15 protein-coding genes are annotated in these 18,215 nt (G+C 56.5%); 3 read left to right on the plus strand and 12 right to left on the minus strand.

Features of this window, described 5'->3' with window-relative positions:
• Positions 1-90 precede the first annotated feature (90 nt).
• Complete coding sequence (locus AC13QY_RS23935) at positions 91-891, minus strand: hypothetical protein (protein WP_488493986.1); 801 nt, start codon at positions 889-891, stop codon at positions 91-93.
• A 533-nt stretch (positions 892-1,424) separates the two neighbouring features.
• On the opposite strand from AC13QY_RS23935, the gene AC13QY_RS23940 reads away from it, so the two are divergent.
• Positions 1,425-2,066 carry a hypothetical protein gene (locus AC13QY_RS23940; RefSeq protein WP_488493987.1) on the plus strand — a complete coding sequence of 214 codons (642 nt, stop codon included), beginning with the start codon at positions 1,425-1,427 and terminating at the stop codon, positions 2,064-2,066.
• A gap of 16 nt (positions 2,067-2,082) precedes the next feature.
• On the opposite strand, the gene AC13QY_RS23945 is transcribed toward AC13QY_RS23940, so the two are convergent.
• The 3 genes from AC13QY_RS23945 to AC13QY_RS23955 are packed head-to-tail and all read right to left on the minus strand — an operon-like array spanning position 2,083 to position 3,870.
• Positions 2,083-3,222 carry a site-specific integrase gene (locus AC13QY_RS23945; RefSeq protein WP_488493988.1) on the minus strand — a complete coding sequence of 380 codons (1,140 nt, stop codon included), beginning with the start codon at positions 3,220-3,222 and terminating at the stop codon, positions 2,083-2,085.
• On the minus strand, positions 3,212-3,631 hold the full coding sequence (locus AC13QY_RS23950; RefSeq protein ID WP_488493989.1) for a type II toxin-antitoxin system VapC family toxin: 420 nt from the start codon (positions 3,629-3,631) through the stop codon (positions 3,212-3,214). The genes AC13QY_RS23945 and AC13QY_RS23950 overlap by 11 nt, the downstream gene beginning before the upstream one ends.
• A complete protein-coding gene (locus AC13QY_RS23955) occupies positions 3,631-3,870 on the minus strand; it encodes a type II toxin-antitoxin system Phd/YefM family antitoxin (RefSeq protein ID WP_488493990.1) in 240 nt (79 codons plus the stop codon). Before AC13QY_RS23955 ends, AC13QY_RS23950 begins: the two co-directional genes overlap by 1 nt.
• A gap of 192 nt (positions 3,871-4,062) precedes the next feature.
• On the opposite strand from AC13QY_RS23955, the gene AC13QY_RS23960 reads away from it, so the two are divergent.
• Entirely contained in the window at positions 4,063-5,211 is a 1,149-nt protein-coding gene (locus AC13QY_RS23960; protein ID WP_488493991.1) for an RHE_PE00001 family protein, read from the plus strand.
• A gap of 106 nt (positions 5,212-5,317) precedes the next feature.
• Positions 5,318-5,908 (plus strand): sce7726 family protein, encoded by a 591-nt coding sequence (locus tag AC13QY_RS23965; RefSeq protein ID WP_488494114.1) that lies wholly within the window; start codon positions 5,318-5,320, stop codon positions 5,906-5,908.
• Here AC13QY_RS23965 and AC13QY_RS23970 read toward each other — a convergent pair.
• The 8 genes from AC13QY_RS23970 to AC13QY_RS24005 form a co-directional block, all read right to left on the minus strand.
• Positions 5,862-6,944, minus strand: a complete 1,083-nt coding sequence (locus AC13QY_RS23970; protein ID WP_488493992.1) for a beta family protein — start codon at positions 6,942-6,944, stop codon at positions 5,862-5,864. The genes AC13QY_RS23965 and AC13QY_RS23970 overlap by 47 nt on opposite strands.
• Positions 6,941-8,203: a helix-turn-helix domain-containing protein gene (locus AC13QY_RS23975; protein ID WP_488493993.1), complete on the minus strand. Its 1,263-nt coding sequence runs from the start codon at positions 8,201-8,203 to the stop codon at positions 6,941-6,943. The genes AC13QY_RS23970 and AC13QY_RS23975 overlap by 4 nt, the downstream gene beginning before the upstream one ends.
• A complete protein-coding gene (locus AC13QY_RS23980) occupies positions 8,190-8,678 on the minus strand; it encodes a DUF6932 family protein (protein WP_488493994.1) in 489 nt (162 codons plus the stop codon). Before AC13QY_RS23980 ends, AC13QY_RS23975 begins: the two co-directional genes overlap by 14 nt.
• 293 nt (positions 8,679-8,971) lie before the next feature.
• Positions 8,972-10,591 carry an RNA-directed DNA polymerase gene (locus AC13QY_RS23985; protein ID WP_488493995.1) on the minus strand — a complete coding sequence of 540 codons (1,620 nt, stop codon included), beginning with the start codon at positions 10,589-10,591 and terminating at the stop codon, positions 8,972-8,974.
• A gap of 96 nt (positions 10,592-10,687) precedes the next feature.
• Positions 10,688-12,547 carry a UvrD-helicase domain-containing protein gene (locus AC13QY_RS23990; RefSeq protein ID WP_488493996.1) on the minus strand — a complete coding sequence of 620 codons (1,860 nt, stop codon included), beginning with the start codon at positions 12,545-12,547 and terminating at the stop codon, positions 10,688-10,690.
• Positions 12,544-14,628: an ATP-dependent nuclease gene (locus tag AC13QY_RS23995; RefSeq protein ID WP_488493997.1), complete on the minus strand. Its 2,085-nt coding sequence runs from the start codon at positions 14,626-14,628 to the stop codon at positions 12,544-12,546. The genes AC13QY_RS23990 and AC13QY_RS23995 overlap by 4 nt, the downstream gene beginning before the upstream one ends.
• A 341-nt stretch (positions 14,629-14,969) precedes the next feature.
• On the minus strand, positions 14,970-16,793 hold the full coding sequence (locus tag AC13QY_RS24000) for a HAMP domain-containing methyl-accepting chemotaxis protein (RefSeq protein WP_488493998.1): 1,824 nt from the start codon (positions 16,791-16,793) through the stop codon (positions 14,970-14,972).
• Positions 16,794-17,173: 380 nt separating this feature from the next.
• A complete protein-coding gene (locus AC13QY_RS24005; RefSeq protein WP_028755042.1) occupies positions 17,174-18,088 on the minus strand; it encodes an alpha/beta hydrolase in 915 nt (304 codons plus the stop codon).
• Positions 18,089-18,215 lie beyond the last annotated feature (127 nt).

The raw sequence follows: 18,215 nt of genomic DNA on the forward strand, positions 1-18,215 counted from the left end.
AGCGATGAGGTGGCTAACCGGCTGAAATGTATGGTATAATGGACTTTTTTTGCGGAAGTTTCCGGCTGGCAACTTTTGAAGCGCGCTGATCTATTTGGCTTTAGGCCTCGTGTGAACTTGCGCACCCTCGAGCAGCTTTCCGGTCGAAATGTCGATCCGTTGAAAAAGTTGGTCGCGCCATTCGATGGTGTCATTCGAAATTGGCGCATGGACTGGAAGGCCGTTCAGAAAAGCCTTGCCATCGCGCAAGACGCCAAACGTCTTCGCCACCCCCCTCGGGTAGAAGCCGGCCAACTGTGCGGCACCGCCAGAAAGGTTGTCAGTGCCGCTTGAGATAGCGTCGCAGAACGACGAGAATATCTCCCTGCTATATGCCGCAGCCCAGAGACGTTCGTGTGTCTTGGCTACCGGTACACCTGAGCCAAGACGCTCGATAATGCCAGTGCTAGTGGGTATCTCCAGAACCCGGTCGGTCCAAACCCGTCCGGCTGCCTCATATTCAATGCACCAGGCATGGACCGTTGCTCTGGGCTCCCCATCCCATCGGCTGAGGTGTAATATGTGGAAATCTCGGTCATCAGTATTATGGCGATGCGCAAAGGAGTCCTGCAGAGATCTCTTGATGATCTCGTGGCGGTCCCACGGAGTTGCGTCCGAATTGAACATAGTGTTCGCGTCGATCGCTTCGATGAGTTGGCTAAGCGCAAGCGCCGGGAAAACGACGTCGCCCGCATAGCCTAGAATGTCCGGATAGATCTTGCTTGCGAAAATCTTCCGACCTGCGTCCCAGCGCTTCACACCTTGGCTGTCCCAAGTAATTCTGCTGTCGCTTGCCATATAAGCTGCGGCGAACTTGTTATCGAAAGCGATCCAGGCGATCAGTGTGGTCACACGAAACCCATTCGGTTATGCGGAGCAGCGATAATTGAATGCAGCGGTGGCCTGCATCTGGAAAGGGACCCAGCCGTGCCAGCCCGGCAAACCGGGCCGGCACAGGTCACTACGACCGTCACGCCCCGCAGATGGTGGAGCGCCTGGGAGTTGCCTCGAGGTCAACTCGGCTATAGCAGAGCGAACTGTTTTGGGAAAGCAAGCTGTTCCCCAGTCTCAACGAAAGCTCTCTAGCATCACGCGCCGGCGCTAGTTGGGCCTGTTCATCAGGTGGCATTTCGTTGCTCTCGCGCTTCAGCATCCGGCAGCCAACCCAACGAGTCGCCACAGGCGAGCGTCGGCCCGGAAAATTCGATCGAATTTTGGGGCAGCCGATCATATTCGGCGGGAGGCATGCGCGAGCCGCTAATTCGACTTTAACCAGCGGTGTCTCATGTGTTGCCCCATCGAGGAGCTGAACCCGAGCTGTGAAAGGTTCTCGGGCCTACCTTCAACGACGGGCAACATTCAAATCGATCATTTTCGAGCGGATCATGAGCAAAAATCAAACCGAAATCCTTATTGAGTTGTTAGGCGCGGACACCTCGGTGCCCAAAGTCCGGCATGCAATGTGCATCGTCTTCTGCTTCGTGGCGCCTGTTCTGTTCGGCGTTGGTATATGGTGGTGGCTGCCGGCTCATAGCTTCATACTTTTTTGTCAGATCATAGCTCCCTTGTTCGGTCTCGGCGCATCGGGCCTGTGGCTGCTCTGGCCATGGATCCGGACCGACATCGAAACCGCTCATCGCGTCATGGTCGTGACAAGTCGTGAAATTGATCACGATGGGGACGAAACCCCGGCACAGCCCGCACAGACGAAAGTGACGCCCATTGGCACTATTCTGGATAGGGCAGAGAAGGGAAGTTACAGATATGTCGGCGGAGCCCTTGCGCTGAGCTGGCTCCTGACGCTCATTCCGACTGTGCTAACCGAGTCGGGCACATCCTTGCCCTCGGAGGATATCACGCTTCTCTCGCGGCGCCTCGAATGGCTTTCGTCTGCCGTTCATCACCATAGCCAGTTGCTTGAGCATCCGTCGAACGCTGAGATCCAAGCGCAAAGCAGCGACGCGGCGATACAAGAGCTTACCGCGAGGATCGATGCGTTGGAGCGTAGAATCCCCCCGGCCAAATGACCTTTTTGCCGTCACGCTACAGCAGCTGCGCCGCTCGACCACTACGGCGTGTCGCACTGTTGTAATAGCTTGATGCCTGTTGCACCGATCGATGGCGAGATTGATCCATGGCTTCGGCGAGTGGAATGCCCCTGTTCGCCGCTTCCGTCAAATAGCCAGATCGTAGCCCGTGCGCCGAAAACTCCGCCGCCTCCAGCCCAGCCTGGGCCACTCGTCTCTTGACAATGTCGTTGACCGCCTTCGGATCGAGCGCGCGGCGGCTGACATTGCCCCAGCGATCGATCGCCCGAAACACACTGCCGCCGTCAATCCTGGCGGCCGCCAACCAGGCGTTCAACGCGTCCACCGGACGGCCGGTGAGGTAGACGACCTCGTCCTGACTAGCGCCGGAGTTCTTGGTGCGGCCGAGGTGGATGGAGAGCGAGGGGAGAGGAGCGCCGTCTTCGACGACCGGCGGCTCGATCGTCAGCTGCTCCTTCCGCAGGGTGGCGACTTCGCTGCGTCGGCGACCTCCGGAAGCAAAGGCAACCATCAGGATCGCCCGATCGCGGATGTCGCGCAGGCTGTCCGCGCCACAGGTCGCCAGCAGTTTCGCCAACACGTCTGATGTGACCGCCTTGGCGCTCTTGCGGCGGCGCGGCCGCGGCACGGCGCGCACGGCCAGCCGGAGCGCCGACCGGAGGGCAGGGGAAGCGAAGGCGCCGTCGAAGCCGCGCCACTTGGTCAACGTCGACCAGTTGGCCAGCCGCCGGCGCACGGTGTCCGGCGCATGCGGCCCGGTCGTCCTCAGAACGCCACCCCGACGTAGCGTGTCAGCGACATCGGCCGGCATGCCATGATCCGGATCGCTCTCCCGTTTCGCGGTGTCCCAGAGATGGTGAGCGACGAATTTCAACAGCAGCGCTTCCGGCGCTGGCCAGGGCAGGGGATTGCCGGTCGCCGCCAGCGACCAGGCCTCGAGATAGGCGAGGTCGGATGTCAGCGCGCGAAGCGTGTTGTCGCCCATGCCTTCGTTGACCAGATGGCGCAGCGTCTCGACATCGGCGTCGGTCAAGAGCTCAGCGAGTTTGTCGCGGCGGTCGATCGGCAGCACCGCGGCGATGGTGTCGAGGGTTTCGGCGCGAGCCGAGATCGATGCCGCAAAATCAATGCTCATTATCGATCGGTCCTGAAATGACCACACCCTCCGCGTGTGCGGCCTCGGCCAATCGGCGGTCGAGCGTGGCAAGTGGCAGACGCTCGAGCAGGGCGAGAGCAAGATAGGCAGCATCATAGGCGCTGAGATGATACTTGCGCGACAAGCGGACGATCTCGGTATCGTCGCCGGAGCCAACGAGTTTCAGTGGCAGCGCGCGAAAGCGCGCGAGTGCCGAATGCACGAGGTCGTCGGAAATCCGGCCACGCCGTTCAGCGATCAACAGGATACTGCGGATCTCATGCCGCAGCAGATCGGGCGCCACGGCGTCCTCGTCGGCCATGCGTGTCATCGCTTGCTCGGCGAGCGTATTGTCCTCGTCCGGCAATAGCCAGGCGCCGGCGATCGAGGCATCGACGACGAAGGCCATCAGCGACGGCCTTCCTGCTTCCAGGCTTGAACCTCTTCGTGTGTGACCGGCTTGATCTCGGCGCGCAGAGCCCGGACTGCCTCGATGGCGGCCAGGCGCTGCCGACGCTCATCGATGGCGACCAAACGGGCGATGGGATCGTTGCCACGGGCAATGATAAATTCCTCGCCGGCTTCGACCCGCGCCAGCAGGTCGGACAGGTGGGTTTTGGCCTCGGCGACCTTGACAGTGACAGTCATGACAATTCCTTGAGCGAATGGAATTTGAGCGCGCTTTGGGTGGAGAATACGGCTTAAGACGAGGATGGTCAACTGGTAGACTATCTCACTTCTGATAATGAAGACTTATCGGAGGTGATAGACACCGGGCACAATCATACGCAGTGAGGAATAGTAACTTTGAGATAGAGTTCGTTTAGCAAATCGTTTACCATGATTTCAATGGCTTATGATCTGTCAAAATTGCCCATCCAGAGCCTGCTGCGACCCATCTCAGACGCCGCCATCGCTCTGGCGCGTCTCGACGAGCGCATCGCCCGCTCGCCGGTCGGCGCCGGCTTCCTCGAGCGGCAAAATTTCGCCGACGCCTGCGCCTCGCTCTGGATCGACGGCGAACTCGTGCATCTCGAAGATCTCGTCCTTCATGACGCCACCCGCGACATACGCACCCCCACCCACGAACTCACCATCGCCCGCGACGTTCTGCGCACCCGCCGGCGTATTGCTGCCCAAACGCCGGACTGGGCGGTGTCCGCCGAGGGTATGCGGACATTGCGACAAACGTCGGACATCGCGTCGGTCGGCGCGGAAGCGGCGGGGGCCGCCAACACAGTGCGGAGCGCGGCGGCGATCGACCCAGAAGGGGAGGGGAAGGAAATCGATGAAGCCGTAGGGCTTCCCGGCGTCGATTATGCCGCCATCGATGCGGTGCTCGCCCGATCGGAGGCAGCGATCGAACAGGCGAAACGCCCCGGCCGCACCGCGAGCGGCCGAACTGCGGAAAAGGATCCGATGATCTATGACCTTGACTGGGATGAGGATGCCCGGCTCGGCGAATGGCGCGGCGTCTTACGCCAAGTCGAGGACTTTCCGGCGGTGCTGCAGGCGATCATCGCGCTTGATGCCTGGAACGAGCTGTCCGTGCTGCAGCATGCGCCATGGCTTGGCCGGCTGTTTGCCGCCTCAATCCTCCGTCAGGCCGGCATCACGTCAGGTGCTCATCTCGCTACGATCAATCTCGGCCTCAAAACCATTCCGGTCGATCGGCGCCGGCATCGCAATCGGGAAACCCGGCTGCTCGCCATCGCTCACGGGATTTTGTCGGCCGCCGAGATCGGCATGAAAGAACACGACAGGCTGACATTGGCGAAAACTATGTTCGAGCGAAAGCTGGAGGGGCGCCGCACGTCGTCAAAGCTGCCGGAGCTGGTAGAGCTGGTGATGGCAAAGCCGCTCGTTTCGGCCGGGATGGTGGCCAAGACGCTTGAGGTCACGCCGCAGGCGGCGCGGCGGATCGTTTTGGAGCTCGGGCTCCGAGAGATGACGGGGAGGAGGAGGTTTCGGGCGTGGGGGATCGTTTGATGAGGCGGCCGAAACTATCTATGGCGGTTTTTTGGATAACCGATGAGAATTGCGACTTGGCCGCTGCGACGAAATCGGCCAAAAGCTCTGGTCAGAGGATACGATGATGCTAGCAACGACCGATCAGGAAATCAGGGCCGCGCTTCACAGGAAGAAGCTCCGTTCCTACCACAAGACCGACGATGTCATCATCGTCGACGAACTTGGTCTGTCGCACGCCAAGGTGAGGATTGATGTCGCAGTTATATCTGCGGAGGTCCATGGTTTCGAAATCAAAAGCAGTCTCGATACGCTCGACCGACTTCCGGGGCAGCTGGAATTTTATTCGAAGGGGCTGAGCAGGCTTACCCTTGTCTGCGCTGACAAACACTTGGCAAAAGCAGAGCGGATCGTCCCTGACTGGTGCGGTCTGATCAGGGCTGAAAAAGGACTGCGAGGTGGCATCGCCTTTGAAACAGTGCGGCGCGCTCGCGCCAATCCGACTGTCGATGCCATTCACGTTGCTCATCTGCTCTGGCATTCAGAGGCTGCCGAGCTGTTAGCAGGATTCGGCGCATCGCCGCGTGAACTCAAGCGAAGCAGGTTGCAGCTCTATATCGATCTGGCCGCTCAGATGCCGATCGCCGATCTAATAACGGCAATTCGCAATTTCATGGTCCAGCGCTCGGCGTGGCGAGATCAGCCAGCACATGCATGATATGATGGCTGATGCCGTTTTCCTTCCAGCGCGTCAGATTGGAGGGCGGTGCAAGCTTCTTAGCACACCGATCGATGTACTCGTCACCCGCTGAAAAGTGAGGGCCACAAAACTGGCCTGATCTAACAATGCTTTCGCAGTGCGTGTGCATTTGTCCCGGATCAGCTCTAAATGCTCCACCTTTTCGAACATTCCATGTGTCGCCCGCGGTGTAGACGATCTTGCCTGCGGGCTTCAGCAAGCGCATGTCCTGGGCGGTGAACTCCGGGTGGACGATCGTGTAATCTCCAAAATTCGGAATCCGGCCAATCCCGGCGAGCTTGGCGCGCAATGCTTTGTAAAAAAGCCAATCGTGCCGCTGCAGGTGGCCTCCCGGTTTGTCGACAGCGAGTATCTGAGGGAAGCCTGTGCCGATCATCACCAGGGAACGGTAGCTTGTCAGATTCGACACATTCTCCATCGCCGCTATCAACCCATCAGCGAAGTCCGCGTAGGGCTGAAAATTCGGAGCGCCGAGATCGATGATGAGGTCTGTTTGCTCTCGGGTGAGGCCAATCGACGAGATCAGTGCGATTAATCGAGCATCGAAGTTGGGCTTCATCACGTGCTCAAGTCGAGCTCGGATTCCGACGCCGAGCTTGTCGATTGCCGCGATGCCGGCGACAATAGCATTGACGGAAGACGGGGCATCCAATGAGGTGATTGGCACAGCCCTCGATCCGAAACTTCGAATTTCTTCGAAGACGAACGACATGGGCGGCCGGCCATCCGCCATGCTTGTCGTGGCGATATTCGCGTGCACGTCAATCCAAGCGGGTCTCTTGCCCCACTTTTGCTGGTAGCGCTTCGGAAAAGTCTGGACCTGCTCTTGAACAGTCTTTTTCGGTCGACCTTCCTCGAAGTCGTATTCCGGCTCGGGGACAAGTATGAACGGAACAACAAACTGTTTCGCCGCGTCACTGAGACGGAACAGCGCCTGGTATTCGCCCTGGCGCCACCGTAGCGAAGGAACATACATGCTGGGAGTTAGCTTCATTCCATCAGCCCCTCAAACTGAGCCCGGACGCTTCCTGACCCGACCAAGTTGGTGAAGAGTCGAAAGTCATTCCTCTCCTTTCTGATCCTACCGGCAATGATGCTCGCACTGATCCCGAGCTTTTCTGCATCGATAAGGACGGCCTCTTCCGTCAACGCAAAACGAGAGAGGCACTTGCGCCACGCATCTTGCGGTATGAGATGGTCCAGAGAGAACTTGTCCGCATCTTCTTCATACTGATCGCCCTTATGGCCATCTTCCTCATCGAAGAAATCGAAGCGAAGAGAATTATATAGATGCAGGAAGACGTGCCCCAGCTCGTGGAACAGCACGAACCAGAAGTTATCCAAACGATCGAACCGAAGCGTAAGCGCGACAACAGGATTTCCGAATGGAGCGACCATTGCCGCGCCGTCGAGGTATGTCCCGGGAAGGTGGCTTTGAACGACCATGCCGATGCCGTTTCGACCAAGGAGATCCCTGGCCTTGCGTGGCCCGTCACGATCTTTCGTGAGAGCGACCAACTGACCCAACCAGCGGTCGTCCAAGGTAAACTCGCCGATCAAACCCGCATCGAAATCGTCTCTTGCCTTTTGAAGAACACGCGCTTGCCACGCCAGGAGGGCGTGCTCGTTCGGTGCGTTTCCGCTATGCATTTTCTTGCGGTGAAGAGCTGTGGCGAACTGTGGCCCGGCTACCTGATGAAACCAGGTGCGGGCGGATACCGCCAGATCAGTGCCTTTAATCCAGCCGCGTTTTGCCATCTCTCGAAGTGGGAACCTGTTCCACTCAACAGAGCCTGCGTCAGACCAGGCATAGATCGCCCCCTCCGACCGTTCTTCACCTGCACCATAGGACGCAGAGACCCGAACGTTCAAAATGCTGGCGACTTCCATGAGGCGCGCCAGGCTGGCGCTCATGTAGTTGGTCGCCTCATAACGCTGAACTTGTTGCGCTTTCAGTCCTAGACGTTCAGCGAGATCTGTTTGGGTCAGGCCACTTGCAATGCGCGCCTGGATCAGGACCCGCGGCAATTCCTCGAAGGCGAACTCTTCGGTTAAGCCAACGGCTCCGGACTTAAGGAAATCATACTCTGCCATCTCTCGCTGTATGTCTGCGATCTGGCTATGAAGCGCATCGGACTCGATTTGCTTCAGCCAATCCAGCTTGCCGTCGCCAGCTTGGAAAGCCAGCGCCGCACTTTTCAGAATGTTGAGTTGTTCCTTCGACACTGCGTACTGCCGATCACTGAATATCATGAGCTAGCCTCCGAAGGACCGTCGCATCCGTCATGATCGAAATCTCAATAATGCCCTTTTCTCCACCCGAATGTTTCTCTACTTGAAAGAAATCCAGGAACGCCTTCCCTGAGCCGGCCTCTACTATGCTTGACGGAAAGAACTCGCCGCCGAAACGAGCTTTTTGTCGGGCTCTGCCATCGCTGAAGTCCTTGAATACGGGATCGAGAAGAGTGCCGACAACGCCAGCTGGATCCCAGCATGCATCGTAGTCGCCCGGGATCGGTTTAGCTGTGACGAAGCTACCGTCCAGATAGATCCTCGAACATCCAGCCTTCACCAGCGCAGCGGCGCCATCAATCAATCCCGAGAGCAGCGTGCGCCGCCGCTCGTTGTATCCATATACAATTTGTATCTCATCAAGAGATGCAGGATGAATGCCGCTCGGCAGCACATCCCATGGAGAACCGGGTAGGAAAACGAGGGCTGGAATCATGTTACAACAATAATGTTGTAAGCAAAAACTAGCAAGGGGCAACTTATCCGATCGGCAGTGGCATCCATGTTGTGAGATGCCTGCGGCCGACTGATCGGATAAATCTGCTTTTGGGAAAGCCTGAGACCAGCGCTCTCGGAAAAAGGGAGCGCCAGATAGATAAGAGATCCAGACCTTAATGTATAGAAGGTCTAAAATTGCGACGGCAGGCCCACTAATGGTGTCATTTAAAGCTGTTAAGTGGTAAGACGAATTGTACGCTACGGAATGTCTGTACAGTATCGGCGCTGACGTTAATAGCCGTCGTCTGCACCATTTTCGTCTTCGAACGGATTCTCGAAATCTTCATCGTCGTAGTCTTCAATATTAACCGTAAAGTCTTCCAAGAAGTCAGACCGCACTCGGCTAATTCGTTCATTTTCGTCACGGAGTGAGCGGATCGTGTTCGCGACAGATGCAAAGCCGTTCTCGATTCTCAGAAAGCTCACCCTTTTAGCAAAGAGCGGCGAAAAATATGGGTCCTGCTCGACGAAGTCAGTGTTGATGCCGGGCACCAGACCTTGAAGAGCAGTTTGATACGCGTACAGCCACATGGGGCCTTTCAGACCGTCGGGGGTATGTGACGCATTCCATGAGGCCAGATCGAGCTGACCTTGTATCAAGTTCCGCGATTTTGCCAAAGCTACGAGAAGACCAACCAAGGCGTTGTCGACTGGCAGAAGCGAGTCGGCCGCATAAGCACCCACAACCACTCCCAAGCGTATTGCCAAAAAGAGGAGCCATATTATTTCGCCAGTGCGATTGGCTCGAGCGAGCGCGGGGAGCCGATGGTCCAGAAAGTCCTTCAGATTGTTCAGGTCGAGGTCCCCATGGTCAATCTGACGCAAGATGAAAATTTCGACGACAAGTGATATCAGAGTTGAGTTTCGCCTGTAGGCGTTAATAAGCAGACTCTGGATCGTCCGCCAGCCTGAGGATCGAATGAAGGCTGTTCTGGCGCAGGCGAATGCAAACTTTTCGACGTTGACACTTGGGTGCGCTTCGCACAGCCTTCCCACTTCGTAAAAGAACTGCTGCATACTTTGAAGGTCGGGATTGCCACGCGGGATGTAGGCCCTTGCCGCCTGCTTCCATCCGATGTTGTGACGCGTAGCCGTCGAGTTGATCGCTGATTTCTCGTTGTTCAGTTCCAGTTCGAAATGCGACGCCGCTTGGCGCAGGGCGGCGATGATGTCCTCGCCTCTCTCTCCATTGATCCCGCTGATCGTGAAGTCGTCGATGTATCGGGAGGCATCCCTCGCCGTAACACCAAGCCGCTCCCGAAGCTTTTCGTCTACGCCGGATGCGACTACCTCTGCCAGAAGACGGGACGTGTCGGGCCCGACCGGCAACCCGATGGTCTGTGCGCCTTGGAGATTCCGCGACAAAAGATCCAGAACGTTCCCATAATGGGTGTATCCGCGGTTCGCGGGAATCTTCGCCCAAGCTTTTCCATAGATCGCCCACGGGATCGAATGCGTATAGATGGAGTGGAAGAACGACCGGAGGTCCGCGCTGACATACTCTTCCCGTCGCGACGAAAGATCGATGCGGAAATCGTCGCGTAAGTCCACGCTCGGTCGCATCACCGCGCGGGTTCCACTCCAATCGAATACCGGAGGAGAAGCAGTCAGCTGGGACTTTTTCGCGCTGCGGCGCAGATGCACGTAGTTGTCGGCAATTGTCTTCGACAGCAAGAGATACGACACAGGGTTGGGGACGCCATGACGACGGTCATCCTTGCCAAACCTCGGAAAGTAAAACCAGGTTGGTTCTGTGATGTAGCGATAGAAAGCGGGCTGCTGCTGGATTGGCGCCATCGATGCAATGCGGTCAAAGATCCACTTTCGATAACGAGCAAGATCCGTGGACACGAAACAAGGCGGTAGCTCGGGCGCGAAGTACCCGTGGGAGAGCAACCGTCGTAGTCTTTCGGACTTATTCTTAGCGACCATTGCGCGTTTTGTGCCTCACTGCGATCCGGTTTTTCTGATGAAATTCACACCGGCCGTTTCCAGCGAGCCAATGAATTGCCGAACGTTCTTGAACCCGCTGCTGTCCTCGCAGAAGGAAAACTTGACCCGCTCTCGCGCGCGCGACAGGGCCACGAGAAACACGTTGGCATCGTCCTGACTGTTCCAGAAGACATCGTCATTGAGTTCGACGAAGAACACCGTGTGATACTCAAGACCCTTGGACTTATGAATCGTCATCAGACGGATCACACCGCGCCCTTCGATTGCATCGATGCACTGCTCCCACGATTCATTCGTGTGTGCGCAGGTGTCATAGAATTCTCCAAATGCGGCCAGCACAGCCTCAAGACGGCCCCTATTTCGATAGTCGTTGTAGGTCCTGGAAAGTTGTGTCTTTCGGAGTTCAGTCACAACCGCTTCGGCGATTGAGCTTCCTGTAACGTCCGCTGCGCCTCGCCCCGAAAGGTAAGCCGAAAGCTCCTCCACTAACAGCCGTACCGCACGAAGACTTCCTGCCGAGCCCCGCTCCGATCCAATGTCCCACCCCTCGAATTCAGCCACAAAGTCGCGACACACTTGAAAGGGACTTCCGATTCGCGCGTTCACCGCTAACTTGAGGGTGGCCATGATGAATCGCACGACAGGCTCTTTAAGCAGATCTTGGATCTCGATCTCACGGAACTTACGGGACTCGTTTCTGATCCTTATGCCCTTCGCTGTGAAATGAGGGCGAAGTCTGTCTTCGACATTTCCAATGTAAGAACGAGCGAGGACGACAAAGTCCTCTGGAAGTCTGCCATTCCCGATCTCGCTGCTGATGAAGTCGGTTATGGCGAGACTTTCGTCTTCCCGAGTGCTAAAGATCCAGCCTTCGATTGCATCGGGAGGTGCGGGATCGTCCTGCCGCGCGGCTTCAGTGGGAACTGGATTGCTTTCGAAAAGTGTGACAGCTGAGTTGATCAGTCCAACGATTGCGGCGTTGGAGCGAAAATTGAACAACAGACGGCGGGGAGCGGCAAAACAATCCGCCTCTAGTCGCTGAAATACATCCGGCAGCGCGCCAGCATATTTCATGATCGCCTGGTTGGTATCGCCAACGGCCGTCAGTACGGCATCACTTCCAGAGAAGGCTGCCATGATGAGGCGATACTGCAGATCGTTAATATCCTGAAATTCATCCAAGAACACATGCGAGTAAGTGCGGCGAAGCGCCGATTGCACGACTTGCCGTGTCTTTAGGATCCTCGTCGCAAGCAGAAGAACCATGTCGAACGTGATGCTCGATTGAGTCGAGTGGATGCAATATTTCCACCACGCGTTTCGAACGCGTTCCCTCCCATCATCGTCCGGGAAGAGGCCGCCAAACGGTTCTGCATGGGCCACTTTATTAAGCGACTCGTCGTTGTAGCCTGAAATCGCAGGGATCTCAGTTTCCACACTCCGCCGAAACTCATTCCATATCGCCGCACTCGGAGCGAAAATGCGATAGTTCGCAGTTGGCCTTTCGTCGTCCGGCAACGCCTCGCGGAACTGGTCGAGAATTCGTTTCGCAAAGCTATGAAGAGTGAGCGATTCAAACCGGGCCCAGAATGGCGGATCGCACCGTGCCTGTACCCGCTCCAGTAGGTTCCGCGCAGCATCGACTTTGAAGGCAATCGCAAGGATTCGCCTCGGCGGCGGGCAGGCCCCCGTCGTGAGCAGGAAGTTTGCCCTCTGCGCAAGTATTTCAGTCTTTCCAGCGCCAGGCCCGGCGAGTACCGACAGCGAGTGCATCGATTTTACGACGTCGAGCGCCGTTCCTTCGAGTTTAATGCCGGCGGAAGCCGTCCAGGCGTCGGGCGTTGTGTAGGTCACGCGCCATCTCCGGACTTTGCCTTCGCTGATATCATTTCCATTGCTCTCGCGACGACCGCCTTCAGCGGCTCGGGGCAGTTTGTTCGGATCTCCTCGTTCGTCAGCTTCGTGAATGCGAGGAGGTGCGATCCTGGTTTCGAACTCGATTTAAACAGGTCGTCGTAAGCGTGGAGCTGTTCGTTGGTGATCGACAGCCCAACTGCCTGAATTTCTGCACGCCCTGCGCCCTTCTTAAAGACGCTCGTTTCAAGCCTGGCGACCTCCGCCGGTGTGACATTTGGATCGCACGGCGTGTCAGGTTTGTACGCATCCGGAAAGGCTTGAAGCATCATCATATCCAGGTCGACGGGCGCGGAATAGAAAATGTTCCAGCGACGCAACCAGTGCACCCAAGGGAGATAACTCGTTGTTGTAAGAGCCGGAGCGGCCGCGACCGCCTCTGCGGTTGCGGGCACTTCCTGCTGATTGTTGTTTGGCCAGGTCGGAATGTAGGAAGCCCCCAGATCAGTCATCCAACCGACGGCATTTTTTACGCGTCCGAGACCACCACCTGTCCGCCCCAGATCGAAGTCCAGTAGCGTGATGTGAGGGATATTCAGGCCATTCAAAAGCCTCCAGAGATGTTGCGCGTGGCGCCCTCCAATTGAGACATAAGCTATGAACGACGGATCGAGGCTAACGCCAAGCGCTTCCGCAACCTTCGGGATCACCAATCGCTCGGTGTCGCCTTCTCCGACGATTACTAATCTGGCGAAATAAATTTCCGGATTTGCCAGTATGACTTGCTGGACGAACTTGTCCTCGTCCGACTCCCTTTTCGGAAGCGGAAGGGAGAGTGCGCGACTTGTCAATGATGAGGGGTCGTTTCGAAAATACCGGACGTGGCGTGGCGGGATCCTGCTGAGTATGCTTGTTGCGTGGCTCGTAACGATGGCTTGTGCCGAGCCATCCTTGTTGAGCGTGTCGAGCAGTGAAATCAGCTTAGGAAGATAGAAGGGCGCCAGATGGTTTTCCGGCTCTTCTAGCGCGAATATGGTGAGCGGTGGATGCACAAAATCCGGAACGAGGAAACCATCTAGCTTCTTCGGGGCAGCCTTCTGCATGTCTGACATCAGCTTGTGCAGGCTCGCAGACAATGCAAAATATAAAAGCGACGTCTGACCCTCGCTGAGTTCCTCCAGTTGACGCTGCCCGCCTCCCGGGGCTTTCGTGAAGCGCAAGGTGAGATCGCGGATGAGCTTCTGAAATTCAGTGGCAATGACCCCTAGTTCGACCTTTCCGTCGTAATGGCCGTCATGAAGCGATGCCCAGAAACCCTCAAGGGTCTTCGTAACCAGCTTGAGCGCAGGTGTCGCATTGAGGTTCTTCTGGAGGTCTTCGGCGAATCCTTTAGACTTTAATTTCGTATCCTCGTCCCAGTCTGCAGAGCGTTCCAGCCGCTGAAGAAGGTTTCGGAGAGCGGTTTGGCTCACGCCTCGAGAATCCCTGTGAGCAGGAATGTAGACGACCTCGGCGTACTGGGTGGGGCGTCCACGAAGCGGCGTCTTTCGTTCATCGTCTGGACCGAAGGGAACCGCATCGAGTGTTCGAATAGCATAGAATTTCGTTTCGAGATCATCATCGATTGCATTCGCACTGCTGTATTTGCATTCGAGCCGAACCCTTACCTTCAGGCTGTTGTCGATGCCGTTGAAGAATAAGTCGGTGAATACCTGGGCATTGGTTGTGTTGCCTGGAAAGCCGAAGACGGCCTCGATGACGATCTCCCGCACGGATCCTTTAATCGTGTGGATGTCCTCGCCTGGGCCGAAGTGAACATCGGAGAGCCGGATCTGTCGTTCGGCAGCAATTGGTGAAAATAGCCGCTTTAGCGCCTCGAGGGCAGCGGTCTTCCCCGCCCCGTTGTTTCCGACGAACGCGTTAGTGCCGGCTGCGAGATTGATCTGAACTGCTTCATTGCCGAAGCAGCGGAAATTGCGAATCGAGAGGCTTTCAATGTGCATGGTGATCAGTGGCAGAGAATTTGGACAAGCAAAAGTATCGTTCGTCGACAGGAAATACAACTTTGCGGAAAAGTTCAAACGGCAAAATAAGATGGATGCAGTTTTTCTGATACCCGATGGTGCTAAGCAGAATTACATCACGGCAATCCAGCCGCGGCATGCCGTATCGAGGGCGATCAAAAACCGGGGCAACAATGTTTTTTCTTCAAGAATTTCAATCCTTCATTCGGTCGCGACTCACAATAAACGGGCGGATCGTTGGTTCGATTCCCTTCAACTGCAAAGGCAAGACCCCGAGGGAACGCTCCTGCCCGACGTCATCTTTACGATCGATTTGCCGGACCGCGATGGCTCGAGGGAGAGGCGGACGACATTTCGAAGCGACTTGCAGATTGAACGGGTAACGAGCACTAACAATGCTATGCGGTCTTGCGGAACGGGTATGCTTGCTCTCCCATTCCGCCCCCAACGTTGAACTTATCAATCAATTGGCGCAGCGTGGCACTCTCGTTGGCCAGCGATGAGGACGCGGCACTCGCCTCCTCGACCATCGCGGCATTCTGCTGGGTCGTTTGATCGAGGCTGTTGATTGCGGTGTTTATTTCCGCAAGACCCACCGACTGTTCTCGCGACGAAGCGGCAATCGCATCAATGTGCTGGTTCATCGCCATCACGAGTTCGCCGATCTGTTTCAATGCGCTGCCGGTTCTTGACACCAGATCGACCCCGGTCGCCACTTCACCGCTCGATGTTTGAATGAGTGCCTTGATTTCCTTGGCGGCCTTGGCGGACCGCTGCGCTAGTTCGCGAACCTCCTGAGCGACGACCGCGAAACCCTTGCCCGCCTCGCCAGCGCGTGCTGCCTCAACACCTGCGTTCAGCGCAAGCAGATTGGTTTGGAAAGCAATTTCGTCGATAACGCCGATGATATTCGATATCTCGTTCGAGGATTGCTCGATCCGGCTCATCGCTTCGACCGCTTCAGTGACGATCTGACCAGACATCATTGCGCTGGCATTTGCCTCAGCGGCGACCTTGCGGGCCTCCTCGGCGCGCTTGGACGACGAGGTGACGTTGGCCGTGATCTCGTCTAGCGCCGCCGCCGTCTGTTCCAGGGCAGCGGCCTGCTGTTCGGTGCGTTTTGCGAGGTCATTGGCGCTTTGGGCGATCTCGCTCGAGCCATTGTCGATGCCGACTGTCGATCCTGCGACTTTGCTCAACGTGCGACAGAGCTGGGCCACTGCACTGTTGAAGTCGCTTCGCAGCGCTTCGAAATCAGGATCGAATGGTTCGCTGATCTGCGCTGTGAGATCGCCGTCGGCGAGCTTCTTCAGATTTCCGGCCAGCCCATTCGTCGCCTGGGCCATGGCAGCTGCCCGGGCTCGATCAGTTTCCTCACGCCGCCGGCGCTCCCCGTCGGACAGGACACGGGTCGCCTCGATTTCCGCATCAGCGTTGATTTTGGCCAATGCCGTTTTCCTGAAAACCTCGACCGCTCCTGCCATTGCACCGATCTCGTCCGTCCGGCTCGCATAGGGGATGTTTGAGGCCGTGTCGCCCTCGGCAAGGCCGGTCATCGAACGCGTGATCGCCTTGATCGGACGGGATATTTGCACCGCGATATAGGCAATGGCGCCGGCAACGATGGTCAGCACCAGAGCAATCAACCCCCAGCTGCTCCAGAGGATGGTTGCATAGGTCTGCACGCTGCTTTGATACGAGGCGTCAGAACCCCTGACGTTGATCTCCAAGAGCTCATTCGCATCCTTCTCCGCGTCCTGCGCCAGAGGTTCCATATCCTTGTAGAAAATGGCCTTGGCAGCATCATTGTCGTTCTTGCGGGATTTCACCAGCATCGGCTCGGCCGCATTCTCGTAATCGGCGGCGCGCCTGCCGATCTGGTCGAGCAAGTCCTTCTCGCGAGGCGACGAGATCAGGGCCCTATAGGCCTCGATTGCTTGCCCCAGCTCCTGCTTTTTCGCCGACACCTGTTGTTCCGCGGCTGCGATTGCCTGATCGCTGATGGACATGATGTGGTTGGCATATGCGAACTTTAATTCCTGGAGCTTGAGTTGCATATTTCGGATCACCGAAACGCTTGGCAGCCAGTTTTTGGCGATCGCGGTCGTGTCCTGATTTACCTGCCGCACGCTGCCAAGAGAGAACAATGCGAAGCCGAGAAAAATAAGTGCGAACGTCAGATTAATGACGACCAGGGAAGTTCGGACGGTAGGCCTGCGCATATTTCGCACTCCTTTGGAACGAAGTCAGGCGATTATGACTTTTGGTGAGCATTTTATTAACTTTAGCTCCCTCTGATTAAGCAATCGTCAAACCCGCATTTGGTGTGATCACGGCCCGACGCAATCTCAAGGCATTCAACCACAATTAGAGGAGATTGGCAGAATTTCAGGTGCTTAGGTCAGTTGAATTGTGCGGAGCCGATTCGACCCTGCTCTACTGCATAAAAATTGATGCAGCTATCGCCTTCCTATTTACCAGGCCCGTATACCTCCAAGACACGATCGCATTTCTCAATACATCCCTTTAGGAATGCTAATGTGTTGTACCCACTTGAAATTGCGTGCTCCCGATCTTAGGACCAATTCTGTCGTTCGTTCGATCACCGGTTCTTCAGCATGAAATCGCGTAGACTTTTCGCCAGTCGATGCTCGGCTTCCCACGCTAAACTATGACCGCACTCTTCGAACACCTCCGACTGTTCGACGTTTCTCGCAACATTGAGCATTTGCTCACGGACCATAGGCCCAAAGAATTCAGGTGCCCCTATAGTCATCACAGGGAGATCAAGTTTCTCCTTGGAAAGGCGCCGATTGATTTCCGCATTCTTGAGGCCAGCGCGATAAGTCTCGAGGCAGCCGCGGAGACCGCCGGGCGAGGTGAGTCGAGCCACCCATTCGCTGATCGCCGAGTCGTCAATTGCCGTCGGGTTCCAGGTCTCAGCTTTGATCCAGTATTCCCAGAACTCTCTCTCGCGCCCGGTTATGAGCATTTCCGCGAGATGAGGGATCCAGAAAAACGGCAGGTGCCAGTTCCAAACACCTTGCTGACGGTACTGTGCAGTGATATTTTGGGGCGTGAAAAACGAGAGCTCCTCGAGCCCAAGTCCCGACAGCATCATCTCGCAGAACGAAAGCGTCAGAACCCGCTCTCTCTCGGTCGCGGCAAGCGCATACGCAAATTCCGCACCACGATCCTCACCGTGAACGTGAAATTTGTCAAACCCTAGTTGGGTCATCAGTTCAGCCATGTCGCTGGCATTGGCTAGAGAGTCATATCCCTCCTCAGCGGGAGGCTTGTCGGTGTATCCAAATCCCCGAAGATCAGGAGCGACAACGGTAAAATGCTCCGTCAGTAGCGGCATCAGCTTCGCCCAGTAATATGAAGTCTTCGGAGTTCCATGAAGAAGCAACAGCGGCTCCCCCTGACCGGAAGTCACGTAATGCATTCGAATGCCATTAACGCGAGCTCGACTATGCTTAACTGCCTTGCCCGAATGGTCAAATATGTCGACCATTGTTCCTCCTCATGTTCTTTGTTCTGCCAAAATCGGCACTTCCTCCGCTTCAACACCCTCTACCTGACACCCTGCGGCGCATCGTACATCCGTTGGTTCAGGGGCACTTCGCGGACCAAACAGGAGA

The organism is Martinezella sp. CNPSo 3795 (genome assembly GCF_057784475.1).